The sequence below is a fragment of the Paraburkholderia sp. D1E genome, assembly GCF_052682275.1.
Window position 1 is genome coordinate 5,771,600 of the sequence record NZ_JBQYMB010000001.1, and the last position, 21,147, is coordinate 5,792,746.

14 protein-coding genes are annotated in these 21,147 nt (G+C 61.8%); 7 read left to right on the plus strand and 7 right to left on the minus strand.

Translation table 11 applies throughout. The features are described from left to right. Nucleotides 1-272: 272 nt before the first annotated feature. The 4 genes from ACUN0E_RS26045 to ACUN0E_RS26060 all read left to right on the plus strand — a co-directional run bounded on the left by ACUN0E_RS26045 (nucleotide 273) and on the right by ACUN0E_RS26060 (nucleotide 3,567). Nucleotides 273-1,154, plus strand: a complete 882-nt coding sequence (locus ACUN0E_RS26045; protein WP_445568387.1) for a MurR/RpiR family transcriptional regulator — start codon at nucleotides 273-275, stop codon at nucleotides 1,152-1,154. Beyond that, on the plus strand, nucleotides 1,147-2,163 hold the full coding sequence (gene iolG / locus ACUN0E_RS26050; RefSeq protein WP_408228662.1) for an inositol 2-dehydrogenase: 1,017 nt from the start codon (nucleotides 1,147-1,149) through the stop codon (nucleotides 2,161-2,163). The genes ACUN0E_RS26045 and iolG overlap by 8 nt, the downstream gene beginning before the upstream one ends. Continuing rightward, on the plus strand, nucleotides 2,160-3,203 hold the full coding sequence (locus ACUN0E_RS26055; RefSeq protein ID WP_445568388.1) for a Gfo/Idh/MocA family oxidoreductase: 1,044 nt from the start codon (nucleotides 2,160-2,162) through the stop codon (nucleotides 3,201-3,203). Before iolG ends, ACUN0E_RS26055 begins: the two co-directional genes overlap by 4 nt. 136 nt (nucleotides 3,204-3,339) lie before the next feature. Continuing rightward, nucleotides 3,340-3,567, plus strand: a complete 228-nt coding sequence (locus ACUN0E_RS26060; RefSeq protein ID WP_025600552.1) for a sulfurtransferase TusA family protein — start codon at nucleotides 3,340-3,342, stop codon at nucleotides 3,565-3,567. Between the two features lie 116 nt (nucleotides 3,568-3,683). Here the strand turns inward: ACUN0E_RS26060 and galU are convergent, their stop codons facing one another. Beyond that, entirely contained in the window at nucleotides 3,684-4,565 is an 882-nt protein-coding gene (galU, locus tag ACUN0E_RS26065; RefSeq protein ID WP_408205778.1) for a UTP--glucose-1-phosphate uridylyltransferase GalU, read from the minus strand. A gap of 73 nt (nucleotides 4,566-4,638) precedes the next feature. Continuing rightward, nucleotides 4,639-7,518: a valine--tRNA ligase gene (locus ACUN0E_RS26070; RefSeq protein ID WP_408228668.1), complete on the minus strand. Its 2,880-nt coding sequence runs from the start codon at nucleotides 7,516-7,518 to the stop codon at nucleotides 4,639-4,641. A 1,041-nt stretch (nucleotides 7,519-8,559) separates the two neighbouring features. Here ACUN0E_RS26070 and ACUN0E_RS26075 point away from each other — a divergent pair. After that, complete coding sequence (locus ACUN0E_RS26075; RefSeq protein ID WP_408333625.1) at nucleotides 8,560-10,911, plus strand: UvrD-helicase domain-containing protein; 2,352 nt, start codon at nucleotides 8,560-8,562, stop codon at nucleotides 10,909-10,911. Further along, nucleotides 10,908-11,762, plus strand: coding sequence for a 5'-methylthioadenosine/adenosylhomocysteine nucleosidase (locus tag ACUN0E_RS26080; RefSeq protein WP_445568389.1), 855 nt, complete (start codon nucleotides 10,908-10,910; stop codon nucleotides 11,760-11,762). Before ACUN0E_RS26075 ends, ACUN0E_RS26080 begins: the two co-directional genes overlap by 4 nt. Before the next feature lie 125 nt (nucleotides 11,763-11,887). Here ACUN0E_RS26080 and ACUN0E_RS26085 read toward each other — a convergent pair whose 3' ends face one another. Continuing rightward, nucleotides 11,888-13,792, minus strand: coding sequence for a propionate--CoA ligase (locus tag ACUN0E_RS26085; protein WP_408333619.1), 1,905 nt, complete (start codon nucleotides 13,790-13,792; stop codon nucleotides 11,888-11,890). Between the two features lie 196 nt (nucleotides 13,793-13,988). After that, nucleotides 13,989-15,257: an MFS transporter gene (locus ACUN0E_RS26090; protein ID WP_445568390.1), complete on the minus strand. Its 1,269-nt coding sequence runs from the start codon at nucleotides 15,255-15,257 to the stop codon at nucleotides 13,989-13,991. A gap of 511 nt (nucleotides 15,258-15,768) precedes the next feature. Here ACUN0E_RS26090 and ACUN0E_RS26095 point away from each other — a divergent pair. Then, complete coding sequence (locus tag ACUN0E_RS26095; protein WP_445568391.1) at nucleotides 15,769-17,448, plus strand: methyl-accepting chemotaxis protein; 1,680 nt, start codon at nucleotides 15,769-15,771, stop codon at nucleotides 17,446-17,448. A gap of 418 nt (nucleotides 17,449-17,866) precedes the next feature. Here ACUN0E_RS26095 and ACUN0E_RS26100 read toward each other — a convergent pair whose 3' ends face one another. From ACUN0E_RS26100 to ACUN0E_RS26110, 3 genes are read right to left on the minus strand one after another with little or no spacing between them, the layout of a single operon-like run. Continuing rightward, nucleotides 17,867-18,727, minus strand: coding sequence for an efflux RND transporter periplasmic adaptor subunit (locus ACUN0E_RS26100; protein ID WP_408228686.1), 861 nt, complete (start codon nucleotides 18,725-18,727; stop codon nucleotides 17,867-17,869). Nucleotides 18,728-18,740: 13 nt separating this feature from the next. Further along, complete coding sequence (locus tag ACUN0E_RS26105; protein ID WP_179733202.1) at nucleotides 18,741-18,941, minus strand: DUF1656 domain-containing protein; 201 nt, start codon at nucleotides 18,939-18,941, stop codon at nucleotides 18,741-18,743. Next, the gene (locus tag ACUN0E_RS26110; protein WP_445568392.1) at nucleotides 18,931-21,141 is read right to left on the minus strand and encodes an FUSC family protein; all 2,211 of its coding nucleotides are present in this window, start codon (nucleotides 21,139-21,141) and stop codon (nucleotides 18,931-18,933) included. The genes ACUN0E_RS26105 and ACUN0E_RS26110 overlap by 11 nt, the downstream gene beginning before the upstream one ends. Between the last annotated feature and the right edge of the window lie 6 nt (nucleotides 21,142-21,147).

Genomic DNA, 21,147 nt, shown 5'->3' on the forward strand with positions numbered 1-21,147 from the left:
CCACCTTTCTCGGTCTGTCGTTATTGAAGGGAGCGTCTGGCGGGCGGCCTTTCAATTGCGTGCGTTGCGGCATGCGTCGGCCGATGCACCATCGCTCACGACCAAGATTAGGCCATCTTCCGAAGCGTTGCAATGAAAATTTCATGACAAATAAAAATAGAAAATACGTTCCATTTAACGATGTGCCTGCCTATAATCGGCAGCGTCAGGATGCTGTGTGGTGGGCGTTGGAAGCGCCTTGCGCACTGCAATAAAGCAACGAAGAGAGAGCCATGGCGGAAGAGAGCACAGAAGAATTGCCGAGCGTCGAAGAATTGATGCAGCGCATCGCGGAAAACTACGAAGCGTTGCCGCGTCAATTGAAGAATGTCGCGACTTATATCGAGCAGCATCGCTCGAGCGTGATGGTGGACCGCACCAGCGACATCGCCGCGAGCTGCGGTGTGCATCCGTCCGCCGTGGTGCGCTTTGCGCAGCGCTTCGGCTTTTCCGGCTTCTCCGATCTGCAGGCGGTATTTCGTCAGGCGTATACGGGGCAAGGCACGTCCTCGCCGAGTTATCAGCAGAGGATTCGCAAGCTGATCGACGAGAAACCCGGCGCATTGTCCGGCGGCGCAGTGGCGCGCGAATTCATCGCGGCCTCACGTGGCGGACTTGAAGAACTCGAAGCAGGTCTCGACGACAAGCAGTTCGATTCTGCCGTGAAGATGCTGCAGCAAGCCGACAATATCTATGTGATCGGCGTGCGGCGCTCGTTTCCGGTGGCGAGCTATATCGTCTACGCGTTGCAGCACACGCCGAAGCGCGTGCACCTGGTGTCCGGTTTCGGCGGGATGTACCGCGAGCAGATTCGCAGCGTGAAGAAGAGCGACGTGGTGATCGCGATCAGCTTCGCGCCTTATGGCAAGGAAACGCAGTATTGCCTGCGTGTCGCCCATCACCATCAGGCGAAGACACTGGTTATTACGGATAGCCAACTTTCTCCGCTGGCGCGTTACGCCACGACCCAACTGTACGTGAAAGAGGGCAGCGCGTTCGCATTCCGCTCCCTGACCAGCACGATCTGTTTGTGCCAGGCGTTGTTCATCGCGCTCGCGTACAAGCTCGAACTGAACGTAGAAGAATCCAAAGAGACTGGAGGATACGATGACTGAGGCGGTAAAGACGATCGATGTAGCGGTATTCGGCGCGGGGCGCATCGGCAAGATTCATGCGGCGAATCTGGCTCGGCAGCCGGGCGTGCGGCTCAAGTATGTGGTCGATGTGAATCGCGAAGCGGCTGCGGCGCTCGCCGCCGAGCACGGCGCGCAGGTTGCCGATATTGACGGTGCAATGGGCGATGCGTCGATCGGCGCGACGGTGATCTGTTCGAGCACGGACACGCACGCGGATCTGATCATGAAATCGGCCGCGCAGAAGAAGCATGTGTTCTGTGAAAAGCCGGTTGACCTGACTCTGGAGCGGGCGCGTGCCTGTGCCGAGGCTGTGGAGCGTGCGGGCGTGGTCTGCATGATCGGCTTTCAGCGCCGCTTCGACCCGACTTTTTCCGCGTTGAAAGCGCGCATCGATGCGGGCGAAATCGGCACGCCGGAAATGCTGGTGGTGACGAGCCGCGATCCGGGCGCACCGCCGGTCGAGTACATCAAGCACTCGGGCGGCATTTTCAAGGACATGTTGATTCACGACTTCGACATTTTCCGCTGGATTCTCGACGATGAAGCCGACACGCTGCACGCCACCGGTAGTTGTCTTTCGGATCCGGCGATTGCCGAAGCGGGCGATATCGATTCGACCGCGGTGACGATCCGCACGAAGCACGGCCGCCTGTGCCAGATCAACACCGCGCGGCGCGCGGCTTATGGGTATGACCAGCGTTTCGAAGTGCTCGGCAGTACAGGCATGCTGCAGGCGGGCAATGTCCGGCCCACCGAGGTCACCGCGTATTCGAGAACCGAAGTGTCGAGCGATGTGCCCGAGGCGTTTTTCCTCGAACGTTATCGCGCGGCATACGCCTTGGAAATCGCACATTTCTTCGACGCGGTCACGCACGGCAAGCCGGTGCGAACCACCGTCGCAGACGGCCTGAAAGCGCTCGAACTCGCCGACGCCGCGACACGCTCGTGGCGCGAGGGCCGCGCGGTAAAACTCGGGGAGTCATCGTGACGCAGGCGACTATTGGGCGGCTTCGTTTGGGTGTGGTCGGTTTGGGGCGATTGGGCAAGCGGCACGCGGAAAATCTGGCGTATCGCGTGCCGGGTGCGGCACTTGTGGCCGCTTGCAGTCCGATGGAAGAGGAGCGGGCGTGGGCGTGTGAGGCGTTGCCCGAACCGCGTCTCTACGCCGATTATGCGGACCTGCTCGCCGATCGCGACGTGGACGCGGTGTGGCTCGTCACGCCGTCGTCCTTGCACGCGCAGCAGATTATCGATGCATTGCGTGCCGGCAAACATGTGTTCTGCGAGAAGCCGCTGTCGCTGGATCTTGCCGAGTGCGAGCGCGTACTGGCTGAAGCCGCGCGTTACCCGTATCTGCAAGCCACCATCGGCTTCATGCGGCGTTTCGATCCGAGCTACAAGGATGCGTTCGACAAGATCGAAGCCGGCAAGATCGGCCGACCGTTTCTGGTGCGCTCGCAAACCACCGATCAGAACGATAACGACGGTTTCTTCGTGCGTTTTGCGGCGACCTCCGGTGGGATCTTTCTGGACTGCACGGTGCATGACATCGACGTCGCGCGCTGGCTGCTCGGCAAGCCGCGCGCCAAGCGCGTGTTTGCGGCGGGCGCGGTCGCATTGCACGAGGGGTTGCGGGAATTCGGCGACGTCGATAACGGCGTGGCGATTTGCGAATTCGAGGACGGCAAGCTCGCGATGTTCTATGCGTCGCGCACGCAGGCTCACGGTAACGACACGCACAGCGAGGTGATCGGCACAACCGGCGCATTGGCGATTGGCCACAATCCGCGTGCGAATCGCGTCGAGATCTACGACGCGACGGGCATCCGCACCGAATGCACGCCGACCTTCTTCGATCGCTTCGAGGAGGCGTTTTTGCATGAAGCGCGTGCCTTCGTTGCAGCGGTGCAGGGCGGCGCGGCATCGAATGCGCAAGCAGGCGCTACGCTGGCCGATGCGCTCGAAGCGACACGGATTGGCATGGCGTTGCGGCAGTCGCTACAGAGCGGAGGGGCTGTCACGCTGTAGCGCTAAAATGCCGCCGGATTGCGATAACCGACATGATAGCGGCACGTCCGGCGGCTAAACGACGCCTGCTGTAGAATTTGACCCTCTGTCCGGCGTCGCGTACGACGCCTCATCCCGAAGGTCATCGTCGATGCAAATTCAGGTTCACAAGGAAGTCGATGCGCGCGGGCTGATGTGCCCGCTGCCCATTTTGCGCGCCAAGAAGGCGCTCGCCGACATGGAAAGCGGTCAGATTCTCAAGGTCCTGGCTACCGATCCGGGTTCGCAGCGCGATTTCGCCGCGTTCGCGAAGCAAACCGGCAACGAAATCGTCGAAAGCTCGGCGCACGACAAGGTTTTTACCTTTTTGATGAAGCGCCGCTGAAATGCAAACAAAAGGCGCTGTGCCCGCGAATGCGGGGCACAGCGCCTTTTTTACGTCTGACTGATGCTATCGAGAGGCTAACAGCGCAAAAGGGTTCTGCGCGACAGTCCAGTTGCTCAGCCTTCCAGCACCGGCGAACGGGTACGCAAATATTCTTCGAAATCGGCTGCCACTTCCGGGTGACGCAGAGCGAACTCGACCGTCGCCTTCAGATAACCCAGCTTGCTGCCGCAGTCGAAACGCGTGCCGTGGTACTTGTACGCCAGCACCTGTTCATCGGCCAGCAGCGATTGAATTGCGTCCGTCAGCTGCAACTCACCGCCTGCGCCCGGCTTCAGTGCGCGCAGATGTTCGAAGATACGCGGCTTCAGCACATAGCGGCCCACCACGCCGAGATTTGACGGCGCGACGTTCGGCTCCGGCTTTTCGACAATGCCCGACATCTTGATGATCGAGTCTTCCCACTCTTTACCGTCGACGATGCCGTACGACTTCGTCTCTGCGTGAGGGATCTCTTCGACGCCAATCACCGAGCTGTGATAGTGGTCGAACACTTCGATCATCTGCGTCATCACGGGCGGCGTGCCGTACAGCAAGTCGTCTGCGAGGATGACGGCGAACGGGTTGTCGCCCACCAGCTTTTCGGCGCACATCACCGCGTGGCCCAGACCGAGCGCTTCCGGTTGACGCACGTAGAAGCAGTCGACATGGCTCGGCTTGATGCTGCGCACCAGTTCCAGCAGCTTGTCCTTGCCGCGCGCGAGGAGTTCCGCCTCGATTTCGTATGACTTATCGAAATGGTCCTCGATCGCGCGCTTGCTGCGGCCCGTGACGAAGATCATTTCGGTGATGCCGGCCGCCATGGCTTCTTCCACCGCGTATTGAATCAGCGGCTTGTCGACGATCGGCAGCATCTCCTTCGGGCTGGCCTTCGTGGCAGGGAGGAACCGGGTGCCAAGACCTGCTACCGGAAATACCGCTTTTGTAACTTTTAGCATGTGATTACCCTGAATCCTCTGGTTTAGCTTTTGGTCCTTGCCCGCCCACGACGGGGCGGACACGGAGCATCGATCAGGCCGGCAAACGGGCCAATTGAGCTTTCAGCTTGCCAATAGTGGTTTCGAATTCTGCCAGCCTTTTCTGCTCCTGCTCAACGACTGCCGGCGGCGCCTTTGCAACAAAGCTTTCATTCTGCAATTTGGCATTGCACTTGATGACTTCCGTGCCAAGCCGCGCAATCTCCTTCGACAGACGCTCGCGCTCGACAGCAACGTCGATTTCCACCTTCAGCACGAGCTTGTCATTCCCTACGATAGCAATTGGCGCGCCATCTGCTTGCGCATCCAACGTTGCCTCGTCGGCGATGATCTGCACGTCCGACAGACGGGCCAATGCCTGAGCGTACGGAGCGAAAGTGGAGAGGCGCTCCGCGTTGCCGGTAGCGAGTAACGGCACCTTGACCGCCGGCGACAGATTCATCTCGCCGCGCAGATTCCGGCACGCATCGATCACTGCTTTCAGGTCGGCCGCCCATTGCTCCGCGTCTTCGTCGATCTTCGACGGCTCGGCAACCGGGTACGGCTGCACCATGATGGACGCTTCGCCCTCGGCTTTGCCTTCGGGGTAACGGGCCGCCAACGGTGCAACTTTTTGCCACAGCGCTTCGGTAATGAACGGAATCACCGGATGCGCGAGGCGCAATACTGTCTCGAGTACGCGCAGCAGCGTGCGGCGCGTGGCGCGCTGCTGGTTCGGCTGACCCGTCTGGATCTGAACCTTGGCGAGTTCGAGATACCAGTCACAGTATTCGTCCCATACGAACTTGTATAGGGCGTTGGCCACATTGTCAAAACGATAGTCGGCGAAGCCCTTGGCGATTTCCGCTTCCACACGCTGCAGGCGCGAGACGATCCAGCGGTCGGCCGCCGAGAAGTTCAGGTGGCCGTCCGGGCCGCATTCACCGCATTGTTCCGGCTTGCCGAAACCACAATCCTGGCCTTCACAGTTCATCAGCACGAAACGCGTGGCATTCCACAGCTTGTTGCAGAAGTTGCGATAGCCTTCGCAGCGCGCCAGGTCGAAGTTGATGTTGCGGCCGAGCGTAGCCATCGAGGCCATCGTGAAACGCAGCGCGTCCGTGCCGAACGCCGGAATGCCGTCCGGGAATTCCTTGCGGGTTTTCTTTTCGATCGACGCAGCCTGCTTCGGATTCATCAGGCCGGTGGTGCGCTTGGCCACCAGCGCGTCGAGTTCGATGCCGTCGACGATATCGATCGGGTCGAGCGTATTGCCTTTGCTCTTCGACATCTTCTGGCCTTCGGCGTCGCGCACGAGACCGTGCACGTAGACCGTGTCGAACGGCACCTTGCCGGTGAAGTGCGTGGTCATCATGACCATGCGCGCGACCCAGAAGAAGATGATGTCGAAACCGGTGACCAGCACCGATGAAGGCATGAAATGCTTCAGCTCCGGCGTCTCGGCAGGCCAGCCGAGCGACGAGAACGGCACCAGCGCAGACGAGAACCATGTGTCGAGCACGTCTTCGTCGCGCTTCAGGGCGCCCGTGTAGCCGGCCGCAGTGGCCTTGGCGCGGACTTCCTCTTCGGTCTTGGCGACGAAAATTTCACCGTTTTCGCCGTACCACGCCGGGATCTGATGGCCCCACCAGAGTTGACGCGAAATACACCAGTCCTGGATGTTTTCGAGCCACTGGTAATACGTGGTGGACCAGTTTTCCGGCACGAACTTGATTTCGCCGCTGCGAACCACGTCGAGTGCCGTTTCCGCGATCGACTTGCCCGGATTGAAGGTGCCTTCCGGCGCCGGCTTGCTCATGGCGACGAACCATTGGTCCGTCAGCATCGGCTCGATCACGACGCCCGTGCGGTCGCCGCGCGGCACCATCAGCTTGTGCGGCTTGACCGATTCGAGTGCACCGAGCGCGTCGAGATCGGCCACGACCTGCTTGCGGGCTTCGAAACGGTCCAGACCGCGGTATTTTACCGGTGCGTTCTCGTTGATCTTCGCGTCGAGCGTGAGGATTTCGATCATCGGCAGTTTGTGGCGCTGGCCGACCTGATAGTCGTTGAAATCGTGCGCGGGCGTGACCTTGACCACGCCGGTACCGAATTCGCGGTCGACGTAGTCGTCGGCGATGATCGGGACTTCGCGGCCGGAGAGCGGCAGCGTGACCGTTTTACCGAGCAGGTGCGCGTAGCGCTCGTCTTCCGGATGGACCATCACGGCGGTGTCGCCGAGCATGGTTTCCGGACGCGTGGTCGCGACCGTCAGATGGCCCGAGCCGTCCGTGAGCGGATACTGGATGTGCCAGAGGTGGCCGTTTTCTTCTTCGCTGACCACTTCGAGGTCGGAGACGGCGGTGAGCAGCACCGGATCCCAGTTCACGAGACGCTTGCCGCGGTAGATCAGGCCCTGTTCGTACAGGCGTACGAACACGTCGCGCACGGCGGTGGACATTTTGTCGTCCATCGTGAAGTATTCGCGCGACCAGTCGATCGACGCGCCCAGGCGGCGCACCTGATTCGTGATGGTCGAGCCGGATTCCTGCTTCCATTCCCAGACGCGTTCGGTGAACTTTTCGCGGCCGAGATCGTGGCGCGAGATGCCTTGGGCGTCCAGTTGCCGTTCGACGACGATCTGCGTGGCGATGCCCGCGTGGTCCGTGCCCGGCACCCAGAGGGTATTTTCGCCGAGCATGCGGTGATAGCGGGCGAGGCCGTCCATGATCGTCTGGTTGAAGGCATGGCCCATGTGCAGGGTGCCCGTGACGTTCGGCGGCGGCAACTGGATCGAGAAGTCTTTCTTGTTCTCGTCGAAGGAGGGCGCCGCATAGGCGCGCTTTTCCCATTCGGGGCCCCAGTGGGCTTCGACGGTGTGGGGCTCGAAGCTTTTGGCAAGCGTGGAGGTCGGGTCGCTCGGGGTCTCGCTCATTTCTGTCCGTCTGCTGGTGGATGCAAAGAATGCTCGATTATAAGCGGCGCTGCCGGTGAGGGCCCTTGGTTGAGTTTTTTGCCTTTGGCGGCGGCGTTGTCAGGGTTCTCAGGGCTTTGGCCTTTCCTTGCATTGTTAGCGGTCTATTAGCGTTGCCCCTGTGCGGGGCGGCACCTACTTCTCTTTGCCGGCTGCAAAGAGAAGTAGGCAAGAGAAAGCAGCTTAAACCGCCAATGCTAAGTGGGCGCCGTGGCCTGCAAGTGGCAGTGGCTCCGTGGAATCCGTGTTCGTGCACCTTCAGACGTTAGTGACAAGGGTGTCATCGGCTCCCACTCCGCACTGCGTGCGTCGCGGACGGGTTTGCCAGGGAAACCAGGGGTTTCGGTTGCGCGCCGTGGGGGCCCTCGGCTTCGCCTCGGCGATGCACTAGCCGAGCTAGTACTTTGGAAATGTCACCGGCACCAAACGAAGCTCGCGGCATACGAAGTGCTGTGGGGCACTGAAAACGGCAAGCCTCCCTTTGAAGTGCCGCAGGCATCGGATACGGCGAGTTGCCTTTGGAGGTGCCGTGGGCATCGAATGCGGCAGATAGCCTTGTGAATTACCGCTGAGCGTAAAAACGGGGGCCGGCTTGATGAACTACCGCGTCGGCGCGCGCAGCGCCGCCGGAAGAATGACGGCCTTGTCACTCACGCTGAATGTGCGAGAACACAGATTCCAGATGCACCACTACCGTAACTGCGCGGGGGACCCGCTTAAGAATTAGCGGTGTGAGCTGCTTTCTCTTGCCTACTTCTCTTTGCAGCCGGCAAAGAGAAGTAGGTGCCGCCCCGCACAGGGGCAACGCTAATAGATCACTAACAAAACAAGGAAAGGCCACCGCCGTAGGCACACAGAAAGCGCCGCGCAGGCAAAAAAACCAGCCAAAGCCCGTCACCGCAGGCAGACAAACAAAAAGCGCCGCGCAGGCAAAAACCTCCAAAAAAACCCAAGCCCCGGAGGGGCCTATAATGTCGAACGCCCTCGCCGTCCTCCCAAAAAATGCCCGATCTGCTAGCCAATCTAAACCCCGAACAACACGCCGCCGTCACGCTCCCCAACGAGCCAGCGCTCATCCTTGCCGGCGCGGGCAGCGGCAAAACCCGCGTCCTCATCACGCGCATCGCATGGCTTATCCAGCACGGTCTGGCGTCGCCCGCCACCATCCTGGCGGTGACCTTCACCAATAAAGCCGCCCGCGAAATGATGTCGCGTCTTTCGGCACTCTTGCCGATCGACACGCGTGGCATGTGGATCGGCACTTTCCACGGCCTGTGCAACCGCATGCTCCGCGCGCACCATCGCGACGCCGGCCTGCCCGCCACTTTCCAGATCCTCGACACCGCAGACCAGCTCTCCGCGATCAAGCGTCTGATGAAAGGCCTTAACATCGACGATGAAAAGTACCCGGCGAAGAATCTCCAGTACTTCATCAACAATTCCAAAGAGCAAGGCCTGCGGCCGAAAGACGTCGACGCCACGGATAATTTCAACCGCAAATTCGTCGAACTCTACGAAGCCTACGACCAGCAATGTCAACGCGAAGGCGTGGTCGATTTTCCGGAACTGCTGCTGCGCTGCTTTGAATTGCTGGCGCACAATCCGCCGCTGCGCGCCCACTATCAGGCACGCTTCAGGCATATCCTCGTCGACGAGTTCCAGGACACCAATAAACTTCAATACGCGTGGCTGAAGATGCTGGCCGGGCAGACCAACTCGATCTTCGCGGTCGGCGACGACGATCAGTCGATCTACGCATTCCGCGGCGCGAACGTCGGCAACATGCGCGACTTCGAACACGAGTTCAACGTCCGGCACATGATCAAGCTGGAGCAGAACTATCGCTCACACGGTCATATTCTCGACGCGGCCAATCAGCTGATCGCCAACAACTCGCGGCGTCTGGGCAAGAATCTGCGTACCGACGCGGGGCACGGCGAACCGGTGCGGGTCTACGAATCCGCCACCGATACGCAGGAAGCCGGCTGGATCGTCGAGGAAATCAAGGCGCTAATCAGCACCGGCACGTCGCGCAGCGAAGTCGCGATCCTGTATCGCAGCAACGCGCAGTCGCGCACGATCGAACACACGCTGGTCAACGCGGGCATCGCGTATCGCGTGTATGGCGGCCTGCGCTTTTTCGAGCGCCAGGAAGTCAAGCACGCGCTCGCCTATCTGCGGCTGATCGACAATCCGAACGACGACACCGCGTTCGTCCGCGTCGTCAATTTCCCGACGCGCGGTATTGGCGCGCGCTCGATCGAACAACTTGCTGATGCGGCACGTCTGTACAACTGCTCGATGGCCGCTGCGATTCCGTATGTCGCGGGTAAGGCGGGGTCGAGCCTCGCCAGCTTCGCGAACCTGATCGGCCGGATGCGCGCGGAAACGCAGCAGATGAGCCTGCCGGAAACGGTCGAGTGCGTGATTCGCACGAGCGGTCTCACGGAGTTCTATCAGAACGAACGCGAAGGCCAGGACCGGCTGGAGAACTTGCAGGAACTGGTCAATGCGGCTGCTGCTTTCGTCAGCGAAGAAGGCTACGGCATGGATACGCCGGCGCGTTCGATTCCGCTGCGCCCGGGCGCAACGACGGCTCCTGAGTTGGCCGTCGCTACCGACGATCCGAATGTCGTTGTGCTGGACGCACCCGGCATCGACGATCCGGCGCAAAACCCGGACACGATGACGCCGCTCGCCGGTTTCCTGTCGCACGCATCACTGGAAGCGGGCGACAACCAGGCGCAAGCCGGTCAGGAAGCCGTGCAGTTGATGACGGTGCACGCGGCCAAGGGCCTCGAGTTTACGGCGGTGTTCATCACCGGGCTTGAAGAAGGGCTGTTCCCGCATGAAAACAGTGCGATGGAATCGGACGGTCTGGAAGAAGAGCGCCGTCTGATGTACGTGGCGATCACGCGGGCCAAGGAACGTTTGTATCTGTCGTTTGCGCAGAGCCGGATGTTGCACGGCCAGACGCGCTACAACATCCGCTCGCGCTTCTTTGACGAGCTGCCGCAGGAAACCCTCAAGTGGCTCACGCCGAAGGTCGAGGCGGGCGCGCGCTGGGGTGGTCGCTCGGATAACGCCGGTTACGGTCGCGACTGGTTCGCGCGGCCGGGTTACACGGGCGCCTCGTCGTCGACGCCGGCGCCGTTGCCTGCCTTCGCGAACGAACAGCGCGCGGCTGAAACCGGCTTTCGCGTCGGCCAGCAGGTGTTCCACACCAAGTTTGGGGAAGGCACGATCACGGCGCTTGAAGGCGGTGGCACGGATGCCAAGGCGCAGGTCAAATTCAAGCGGCACGGCGAGAAGTGGCTGGCGCTTGCGGTCGCCAAATTGCAGGCGGTCGAATGAGCGCGGGCACGGCAGGGTCAGCTGCGGCTAACGCGGGCGCGGCCGGTTTGGACGCGCCCGCTATCGATCTGAACCGCAGCGGCGCGTCGGTCCCGCACCGTCCGCTCGGCATTCTGGCGGCCTTGCCGCAGGAACTCGGCGATCTGATCGACGCGATGCGCGCCGAATCCGGCGTGCGCACCATCACGCATGGTCAGCGCGATTATCACCTGGGCACCGTGCACGGCGCGCCCTGCGTCGTGACGCTGGCGCGCGTCGGCAAGGTCGCCGCAGCGGCCACCGTCAGCGCCTTGATCCATGCGTTCGATGTCGAGGCGGTCGTGTTTACTGGCGTTGCGGGTGGCGTGGGGACCGAGGTGCGGGTCGGCGATATCGTCGTAGCCAACGTGCTCATGCAGCACGATCTCGACGCGTCGCCGTTGTTTCCGCGTTTCGAGGTGCCGTTGCTCGGCGTGTCGCGCTTTGCAGCCGATGCGGCGCTTGCCGATCAACTCGCCGCCGCGTGCGAGCGTTTCGTTGCTGAAGAGGGCGCGGCGTCGGCGGTGCGCTTCGGCACGCGCGAGCCGCGCGTGCATCGCGGGTTGATCATCAGCGGCGATCAGTTCGTCGCGAGTGCAACGGGCGTCAAAGCGTTGCGCGATGCGCTGCCGGATGCGCTCGCGGTGGAGATGGAAGGGGCGGCGATTGCGCAGGTCTGTTACGAGTATGGCGTGCCATGTGCGGTGGTACGCACCATCTCCGACACCGCCGACGATCACGCGCCGCAATCGTTCGTGTCGTTTCTCACGGAGATCGCCGGGACGTATTCGAATGCGATTCTGACGCGGTTTCTGGAAGCGCGTCGCGCGTAATCTGCTCACCGCTTTGGCACGCAGCGTGTTGATCAGCCAGGCCAATAGCAGCAACCCGGCAGTCACCCGAACGAGCGGCGCACAAGCGCTTCGCTCGTGCACGGCACGATCGGCCTGGGCGCTGGCTAGTGCTTCGTTGAATCCCCCAGCGCCTCGCGTACCTGCTGCAAAGCCGCCGGATCTTCGATAGTTGGCAGGTCGCCCGGTTCGCGTCCCTCGGCTAGTGCCGCAATCGCGCGGCGCAACAGCTTGCCCGAGCGCGTCTTCGGCAGCATCGATACCACGACCACTCGTGCCGGCCGCGCAATGGCGCCAAGCTGGCGATCGACCGTGGCCGTAAGATCGGCTTCCAGCTTTGCCCGCGATTTGTCGTCCGCAAAGGCTTGCGCGTCGCGCAGCACGACAAAGGCCATGGCCGCCTGACCCTTCAGCGCATCCGCCACGCCGACCACCGCCACTTCCGCGACCGCTGCGTGGCTCGACAATGCTTCCTCGATCTCGCGCGTGCCGAGCCGGTGACCGGCGACGTTGATCACGTCGTCGGTGCGGCCGAGGATCGTCACGTAACCGTCTTTGTCCTGAATGCCCCAGTCGAACGTCGAGTAGGCCTGCTGGTTCGGAATGCTCGACCAATATGTGCTGACAAAGCGTTTGTCGTCGCCCCATACCGTCGACATGCATCCCGGCGGCAGCGGATATCCCAGCGTGAGCACGCCTTTTTCGCCAGGCGGGCAGGGCTCGCCGGTCAGTTCGTTACGCAAGGTCAGGTTGAAGCCGGCCGACGGCACACCCGGCGAGCCGAGCTTGGTGGGCAGGGCTTCGACGCCGCGCGGAATCGCCAGCATCGGCCAACCGGTTTCGGTCTGCCAGTAGTTGTCGATGATGGGCTTGCCGAGCGCGTCGGAGATCCACGCGGCGGTCGGTTCGTCGAGCGGCTCGCCGGCGAGGAACAGCGTGCGCAGGCTCGATAGATCGGATTTCTTCAGCAGCGCCGGGTCCTGCTTTTTCAGCACGCGCAACGCAGTCGGCGCGGTGAACATCAGATTGATCTTGTGCTGTTCGACGAGGCGCCACCAGATGCCGCCGTCCGGACGAATCGGTGTGCCTTCGTACATCACGGTAGTGAGCCCCGCGATCAGCGGCGCATAGACGATGTAGCTGTGGCCGACCACCCAGCCCACGTCCGACGCGGTGAACATCGTGTCGCCGGGCTTGCCCTGAAAGATGTGTTCCATCGATGCCGCCAGCGCCACCGCATAGCCGCCGACGTCGCGCTGCACGCCCTTCGGTTTGCCGGTCGTGCCCGACGTGTAAAGCACATAAGAAGGCTCGTTCGATTCGAGCCATTCGCATGGCACATGCGCATCGAAAAACTGCTCGCGCAACGGCTCGTAGGCGACAAGGTAGCTCGCGTTCAGGCGCTCGGGCGCGAGCTGGCGGTCGATCAGCAGCACGTGCGGCGTCTTGTGGGTTGCGCGCGCGAGCGCTTCGTCCATCAGCGGCGTGTAGTCGATCACTTTGCCGCCGCGTGCACCGGCGTCGGCGGTCACGATCAGCACAGGCTTCGCATCGTCGATGCGAGCTGCCAGATTGAGGGCCGCGAAGCCGCCGAACACCACCGAGTGAATCGCGCCGAGCCGCGCGCACGCGAGCATGGCGAACAGCGCTTCGGGGATCATCGGCATGTAGATCAGCACGACGTCGCCGCGCTTTACGCCCAGCGAGCGCATTACCGCAGCCATGCGGTTGATTTCCGCGTAGAGCTCGGCGTAGGTGTAACGCCGCTCGATACCGGTTTCCGTCGACACATAAACCAGCGCGTTCTGCTGTGGGCGCTCGACCATATGACGGTCCACCGCGTTATGGCACAGGTTCGTGCGGCCGCCGACGAACCAGCGCGCGAACGGCGGATTCGAGCGATCGAGCACCGTATCGAACGGCGTTTGCCAATGAATCCGCTGCGCTTGTTCACGCCAGAATTCCTCGGGTTGCTCGATCGAACGGCGGTGGAAGTCGCGGTAGCTGGTCATCGGCGGCGATCCTTCTGCTGCGTGAGTGAACGGATGGCGAGTCGTACGGCTGTTGGGCACGGCGCGAGAGCAGTGCGTACGTCCGCACAAGCATAGAGCACGCGTGGCTGTGCGGACAACGCGGGTTCACCATGAGCGCCGTCAAAGAAAAAAGGCGCCGTAGCGCCTTTTCGTCATGCAACTTCTGGCGAACGCATCACGCTTTCGCGCGCTTACCTTCGACATTCGGCAGAAACACCGTCAGCACGCCGATCAGCGGCAGGAACGAGCACACCTTATACACATAAGTGATGCTGGTGGCGTCGGCCAACTGCCCGAGCACGGCCGCGCCGATCCCGCCCATCCCGAACGCGAAACCGAAGAACAGCCCTGCGACCATCCCCACTTTGCCGGGGATCAGCTCTTGCGCATAGACGAGGATCGCCGAGAACGCCGATGCCAGCACGATACCGATAATCACCGTCAGCACGCTGGTCCAGAACAGGTTCGCGTACGGCAGCAGCAGCGTGAATGGCGCGACGCCGAGGATCGACACCCAGATCACATACTTGCGGCCGATCCTGTCGCCGATCGGACCGCCAATCACCGTACCCGCCGCGACCGCCGCGAGGAACACGAACAGGTGGATCTGCGCGGCCTGCACTGGCAGATGGAACTTGTCGATCAGATAGAACGTGAAGTAGCTGTTGATGCTGGCGAGGTAGAAGTATTTCGAGAACACCAGCAGCATCAGCACGCTCATGGCGAACATCACTTTGTTGCGCGACAGCGTCGCGTGGCCGGCCTGGCTGCGCGTCTTCTTGACCGACGGATGAGCCTTGTACCAGCGACCGATTTGCGTAAGCACGACGATCGCAACCAGTGCCGCCACCGAGAACCACGCGATGCTGCGCTGGCCGTGCGGAATCACGATCAACGCGGCGAGCAGCGGCCCGAGCGACGAACCCGCATTGCCGCCCACCTGGAACAGCGACTGCGCCAGACCGTGACGGCCGCCCGACGCCATGCGCGCCACCCGCGACGATTCCGGATGAAACACCGACGAGCCGCAACCGACCAGCGCCGCCGCTACCAGCAGCACGCCGAAACTCGGTGCGACCGACATCAGCAGCAGGCCGGCGAGGGTAAAGCCCATACCGACGGGCAGCGAATACGGCTTGGGATGCTTGTCGGTATAGCTGCCGACAAGCGGCTGCAGCAGCGATGCGGTGATCTGGTAGGTCAGCGTAATCAGGCCGATCTGCCCGAACGACAGTGAAAAGTTGTCTTTCAGCATCGGGTAAATAGCCAGAATCAACGACTGGATCATGTCGTTGAGCAGGTGCGAAAAGCTGATCGCACCGAGCACAGAGTAAACCGTGCGCTGGACTTTCGCGGCCGGCTGCGACGGGGCAGCGGGGTTGGCAGGACTGGCGGGAGAGGCTGAGGCACCGGCGAGGGCGCTTTTATCGAGGCTCGTTTCCATACGCTAGATGAGAGAGGAGAGTGAAAGGTAATGATTTCAGGCTGCCGGCGCGCCGTCGTTCTTTGGAGTCGCTTGCCTGTTCGACTGCTGCGGCATTTCGACGCGGTATCCGGCGTTGTCAGGTATTTGTCGAAGTTTAATGTGGCTTCCACGAATTGTAAGGACAAGTTTTGTCGCGAATCGGACACTTATGTCTCGTCTGGGCGCCGGGGTGCCTTGAAACGGCGAGCCGGGTGCACCGTAATGGTGCTTGTGGTGGCTGTGCTGCCATGACCACGCATGGCTGGCAAGCCGTCTGATAAATGCGGTTTGGGGATTTTTGGCCATGTATAAAACGGTCGCGGGCGCGGAGCTTACAAAGCGACGCGCCGAGGACCGGGCATAGCAGTTGGAGTTGGCATCACGTGAGCGGCGTTAAAGATCGCAGACGTTTATGCCGTAGACCCGGAGAGATAAGCATCAATGCCGGAACCGACCTTTCCGGCAGTTCGATTACGTGGGGACGAGGAATATGAAAGTAGTTTCGCTGGGCGGCCAGACGGGCGCGGGGTTCGTACCGGAAGGGGAAGCGGCGGGCGAGCCGTCGCCATCGCATGGGCAGGGCAGCCGCTCGCGTGCTGTGCGGCTCAAGGGTTTGTCGGTGAAGGCCACGCTGCGGCTTGCGTTTGCCGTGTTGTTGATTGGCACGCTGGCGATCGGTGTTTTTTCGCTGACCCAGATCAGCCGCCTGAACGCCTCCGCGCAATCGATCTACGACCAGGGCCACGTGGCGAGCCGCGCTGCCGAAGAGGCGCGTGGCCACATGCTGCGCGCAAGCCGCGCACAAAAGATGCTGCTGACCGCGACCACCGCCAAGGAGCGCGACGATCTCGGCGCCGACATCGACAAGGGTCTGAGCGGTCTCGGTACGGAACTCGGCACGCTGCAACAGTACGTCGACACATCCGACGCGAAGTCTGTCGACCAGCAGAAGAAATTCGCCGCAGCCGTCACGGTGTGGAGCGGCCATTTGCGTGACTTCGTGAAGCTTGTGAAAGCGCAGCCGCTCGATCTTTCGCAGATGAACTGGCAGGTCGGCATGCAGGACGTCTCGCTGCTGGTCGAGACCGGCAAGCTCGAGAAACTCGTTGACGGACTCGTCGCGCAGCGCGGCACGGCTGCCAAGGCGACCATCGAGGCGTCGGGTTTTATCTTCCATTCGTCGTTCGTGATGATCGCGGTGATGACGATCGCATTGATCGCGCTGGCGTTCGGCATTAGCGAGTGGGTGGTGCGGCGCCTTGCCGGCCAGCTCGGCGGCGAGCCGGCGTACGCGAAGGAAATTGCCAGCCGGATCGCGGCGGGCGACCTGTCGAATCAGATCGCGTTGGGCCGCAAGGACAAGTCGAGCATGCTGTACGCGCTGCACGACATGCAAAGCGGCCTCGCGACGACGGTGTCCGACATCGCATCCAGTGCGGACGCGATTGCGACGGCATCGGGCGAAATTTCGATGGGCAATCTCGACCTGTCGCAGCGCACCGAGCAACAGGCGATGGCGCTTGAGCGGACCGCGAGCAGCATGGAGCAGTTGACCTCCACGGTGAGGCAGAACGCCGACAACGCGAAGCAGGCGAGCACGCTGGCCAACAACGCCTCGGAGATTGCCGAGAAGGGTGGCGACGTGGTGAGCCGCGTGGTCGCGACGATGAACGAGATCAACGACAGTGCGCGAAGCATCGGCGACATCATCGGTGTGATCGAGGGGATTGCATTCCAGACCAACATTCTGGCCTTGAACGCGGCGGTGGAAGCCGCTCGAGCCGGCGAAGAGGGTCGCGGATTTTCGGTGGTCGCAGCCGAAGTACGCAATCTCGCGCAGCGCAGCGCAGCGGCTGCCAAGGAGATCAAGGGCTTGATCAGTGCGTCGGTGGAGCGAGTAAGCAACGGGTCGACACTCGCACAAAATGCCGGCCAGACCATGGATGAAGTAGTCAAGGCTGTGAAGCGCGTGACTGACATCATGGGCGAGATTTCGGCAGCATCATCCGAGCAAAGCGCGGGCATCGAGGAGATCAACCTTGCGGTGACGCAGATGGACTCGGGCACACAGCAGAACGCCGCATTGGTGGAGCAGGCCACGGCGGCTGCCCGCTCGCTGGATGACCAGGCCCGCGGCCTGAAGCAGATGGTCGGAAAGTTCAGGCTATAAAACGGGCAACACCGTACCAGAAGCCTGGGGAAAGAGGCCCACGACTGACGCACCGCCTCGGCGCACGCAGTGCCGCCGAGGCGAAGCCGACGGCCCCCGCCACCCCCAAACGAAGCCGATGGTTTCCCATGCATACCCATCCGCGACGCACGCAGTGCGGAGTGGGAGCTGATGATGGCCTGGTCACTGACGCGGAGTGTGCGAGAGCACGGATTCCAGATGCACCACTACCGCAACTGCGGGGGGGACCCGCTTAAGAATTAGCGGGGTGAGCCGCTTTCTTTGCTTATCTTTCTTTGCGGCGGCAAAGAAAGTAAGTGCTGCCCCGCACAGGGGCGACACTAATAGACCACTAACAAATCAAGGAAAGGCCACCGCCGCCGGCGCACGGCCACAAAGCGCCGCGAAGGCAAACACCTTAGCTAGGCTTAACAACAACAGTACAAGTAATCCCCGCAGCCAACACAACGCCGTCGGGCACAGAATCAATCCTCACCCGCACGGGCACGCGCTGCGCCAACCGAACCCAATTAAAAGTCGGATTCACGTCAGCCAGCAGCTCCCGGCTTTCGGGATTATCCCGATCATAGATCCCACGAGAGATGCTCTCGACATGCCCTTGAAGCGTGCCCCCGCTCATCAACCGAACTTCAGCCTTATCGCCGATACGAACATGAGGCAGCTTGGTCTCTTCAAAATACCCATAAACCCAGAACGAGTGACTATCGACAATGGCCAGCTTGGCAGATCCAGCCGTCGCATAATCCCCACGAAACACGTTCAGGTTGGTGATATAGCCATCAACCGGCGACACCACCCGAGTCCGCTCAAGATTCAATTTGGCAGCATCAAGCGCAGCCAAAGCCTGCTGATAAGAAGCCTCGGCGGCCGACGCAGTGTGAGTCGCATTCTCACGGCTCTCCTTGGACACAACCAAAGCATCCATATCCGCACGCCGTTGCGCATCATCGCGCTTCATCTGCAACTCGGCCTTACGCGCAGCAACCGCAGCTTGCGCCTGCTCAACAGCAATCTGATAGTGCGAAGGATCGATCTGCATCAACAGATCCCCCTTCTTCACCAGTTGATTATCTTTAACAGGCAAATCGACAACCGCGCCTGAAACATCCGGCGCCACATTCACGATTTCAGCGCGCACGCGTCCGTCACGTGTCCACGGTTCATCCATGTAATGAACCCACAACACGCGCCCAATCAAAATCGCGATGATAAAAATAATGGCTGTCGCGACGAAGCCAACAATATTTCGGATGGTCATGTTTCGACTCTGATCAACGATAAACGGCGAGACTCAGCACGCCGCACACACACACGAGCAAGCTGGCCCGGAACAAGGATGGATGCCACACCACGCGATACAGGCCCGTATAGGCAATCACGCGGTCCAACACCCAGGTAAGCGCGGCGCCCGCGATAAACAGCAGCACGATGGCCGGCACGTAAGCGTCGAAAACGGCGATATCACGTGGCATGACGAACTCCTTCTGACGCGTCGGCACGTCCGCTCATCAACGGTTCAAGCGGCGATTGCGGATCGAGCAGCGCGGTACGAATGAAATGCAGTTGGCTCAGAATGCGTTGCAATTGATGCCGCTCGTCACGCGGTGGCGTGAAGGTGACCAGCATCTGCTGAACGGCGGCAATTGCGTCGGTGGTGGCGGCGAGCGCGCGGTCGAAGCGGTCCGCGCGCGGACGTTCGAATAGCGCGGACACCGCGTTGCGCATCGCGCGCAATGAGATGCGCCAGGGCATCGTCTGCGCATAGCGCGCGTCGCGGGGCAGGGCCGCCACTTCGCGGCGCAGGTCGATCATCGCGTTACCCACTTCGAGCACCGAGAAGAGCCAGCGCAACGTGTCGCGTTTGAGTTCGGGTTCGTTCTGCGCGAGCGCGTTGATCTGGAACATCAGATCGCGTGCGCCGCTCTCGAAGCGTGAACGTACCCGGCGCATGCCCGCGCGGCTTGCCAGCACCACCTGACGGCGCAGGTCCACCAGCAGGCGGTTGCGCAGCCATGGCGTCGAAGGCGGCAGCAGCACGGCAAAGGCGACCGCGCACACCAGCATCGACAGCACCAGCGCAATCGCGTCGTTAATGGTGCCGCTTGGGTCGTAATGAATCAGGTTGTCCGGACCGGCCAGGAAACAGAAGAAGATGCAGTAGCCGACACCGTAGCCGGCCAGTGCCGGGCGCGTCGTCATGAATACGCCGAGCAGCAGGAAGGGCGTAAGCGCGGCGCACAGCAGCGGAAAGCCGTCGATGTGCGGATATACGCCGTACACCGCGATCATGCCCATCACCGAGGCGACCAGCGTGCCGCCCGCCATCTGGAAGGCCGTGCGCTTCGGATTCGGCGACGACGACGCCAGCGCGCAGACCGCCGCGGCGTCCAGCGTCAAGGTCGAGCCGCTCGGCCACGCCGTCGCGATCCAGAATGCGCCGAGCACCATCATGACGATGGTCGCGCGCAAGCCGGCCACGCCCGCGGCGATTGCGTTCGTCTTCGGTTCGTAGCGCTCGATCCAGCGCTCGCGCTCGTGTGTGTCGACGGCAAGCGACGCATAAGTGGCTGCGTACGCGTGCAGATCGTCGATAAAGCGGTACAGCAGTTCAGCGCCGGTGTCGAAGTCGAGCAGCGGTGCGTCCGGCTGCGTTTCCAGGGCGGCGCGTGTCGCGCGGACCCGCTTGGGCAACTCCGCTTTGTACGCGTCGAGCTGCGCGGCGGCGTGGGCGGCATCCGTGGCGCTCAACACCGGTTCGCCGGATTTCGCGAGCAATGGGGCGATTTCCTTGAAGTACGGCTCCAGCGCTTCGATCGCGACGGTCGCGCCGCTCGTGTTCGCGTCGCGCAGCCGGTTCATCAACTGATGCAGCGCGTGAAAGCGCGTCGAGGCGGTCATGAACTCGCTGTTCAGACGCGCCAGACGGCCGCCACGCATCCGCGAATCGGGGCCTTCGAATACGGCGACACTGCGCGCCGCTTCGAAACCGACGATGTCGGCGACAAAACTCGCATTGGTCGCTTCGATCTGCGCGCGGTCGTTGCGGCCGGCCAACGAGGCCGACACATACTCGACGAACGCCGAGAAACGCGCGCGCACGGTGCCGCGCATCTGCAAGCCGGCGAATTGCGGAAACACGAGGCCACTAACGGCGCCCGCGCAGACGATGCCGACCACTACTTCAGCCACCCGCGTCAGCGCGCTCAGAAACGCGCCGTCCGGATGCTGCGAAGCGGGGATGCCGATCAGCGCCGCGGTATAGCCGGCCAGCACGAAACCGTACGACTTGAAGTTGCGATTGCGCGCGGCGCCCGCGGTGCAGATGCCGACCCAGATTGCGGTTGTGGCGATGAACAGTTCCGGCTGCTGTGCGAACAGACCGATCAACGCAAGCATGACGACGAGACCGACCAGCGTCCCGCAGATCCGATAGAAGCTCTTGGCGAACACCATCCCGCTTTGCGGCTGCATCACGATGAACACGGTGGTCATCGCGGTGCGCGGCTGGGGCAAGTCGAGTTTCATCGCGATGCCGAGCGCCAGAAAGCAGGCGGCGAGCGCTTTGAACAGATAGACCCACGTGAGGCCGTCGGTGCGTGCCCAGTCGGCGGCAGCCGAATAGAGCGCGGCAAACGATGCCGGACGCGAGGCGGGAGAGGGGGAGGCTGACATGGTCCG

Coding starts and splice junctions, on each gene's coding strand:
- ACUN0E_RS26045 (WP_445568387.1), top strand. CDS start 273: ATGGCGGAAGAGAGCACAGAAGAATTGCCGAGCGTCGAAGAATTGATG.
- iolG (WP_408228662.1), top strand. CDS start 1,147: ATGACTGAGGCGGTAAAGACGATCGATGTAGCGGTATTCGGCGCGGGG.
- galU (WP_408205778.1), bottom strand. CDS start 4,565: ATGCTAAAAGTTACAAAAGCGGTATTTCCGGTAGCAGGTCTTGGCACC.
- ACUN0E_RS26070 (WP_408228668.1), bottom strand. CDS start 7,518: ATGAGCGAGACCCCGAGCGACCCGACCTCCACGCTTGCCAAAAGCTTC.
- ACUN0E_RS26075 (WP_408333625.1), top strand. CDS start 8,560: ATGCCCGATCTGCTAGCCAATCTAAACCCCGAACAACACGCCGCCGTC.
- ACUN0E_RS26080 (WP_445568389.1), top strand. CDS start 10,908: ATGAGCGCGGGCACGGCAGGGTCAGCTGCGGCTAACGCGGGCGCGGCC.
- ACUN0E_RS26085 (WP_408333619.1), bottom strand. CDS start 13,792: ATGACCAGCTACCGCGACTTCCACCGCCGTTCGATCGAGCAACCCGAG.
- ACUN0E_RS26090 (WP_445568390.1), bottom strand. CDS start 15,257: ATGGAAACGAGCCTCGATAAAAGCGCCCTCGCCGGTGCCTCAGCCTCT.
- ACUN0E_RS26095 (WP_445568391.1), top strand. CDS start 15,769: ATGAAAGTAGTTTCGCTGGGCGGCCAGACGGGCGCGGGGTTCGTACCG.
- ACUN0E_RS26100 (WP_408228686.1), bottom strand. CDS start 18,727: ATGACCATCCGAAATATTGTTGGCTTCGTCGCGACAGCCATTATTTTT.
- ACUN0E_RS26105 (WP_179733202.1), bottom strand. CDS start 18,941: ATGCCACGTGATATCGCCGTTTTCGACGCTTACGTGCCGGCCATCGTG.
- ACUN0E_RS26110 (WP_445568392.1), bottom strand. CDS start 21,141: ATGTCAGCCTCCCCCTCTCCCGCCTCGCGTCCGGCATCGTTTGCCGCG.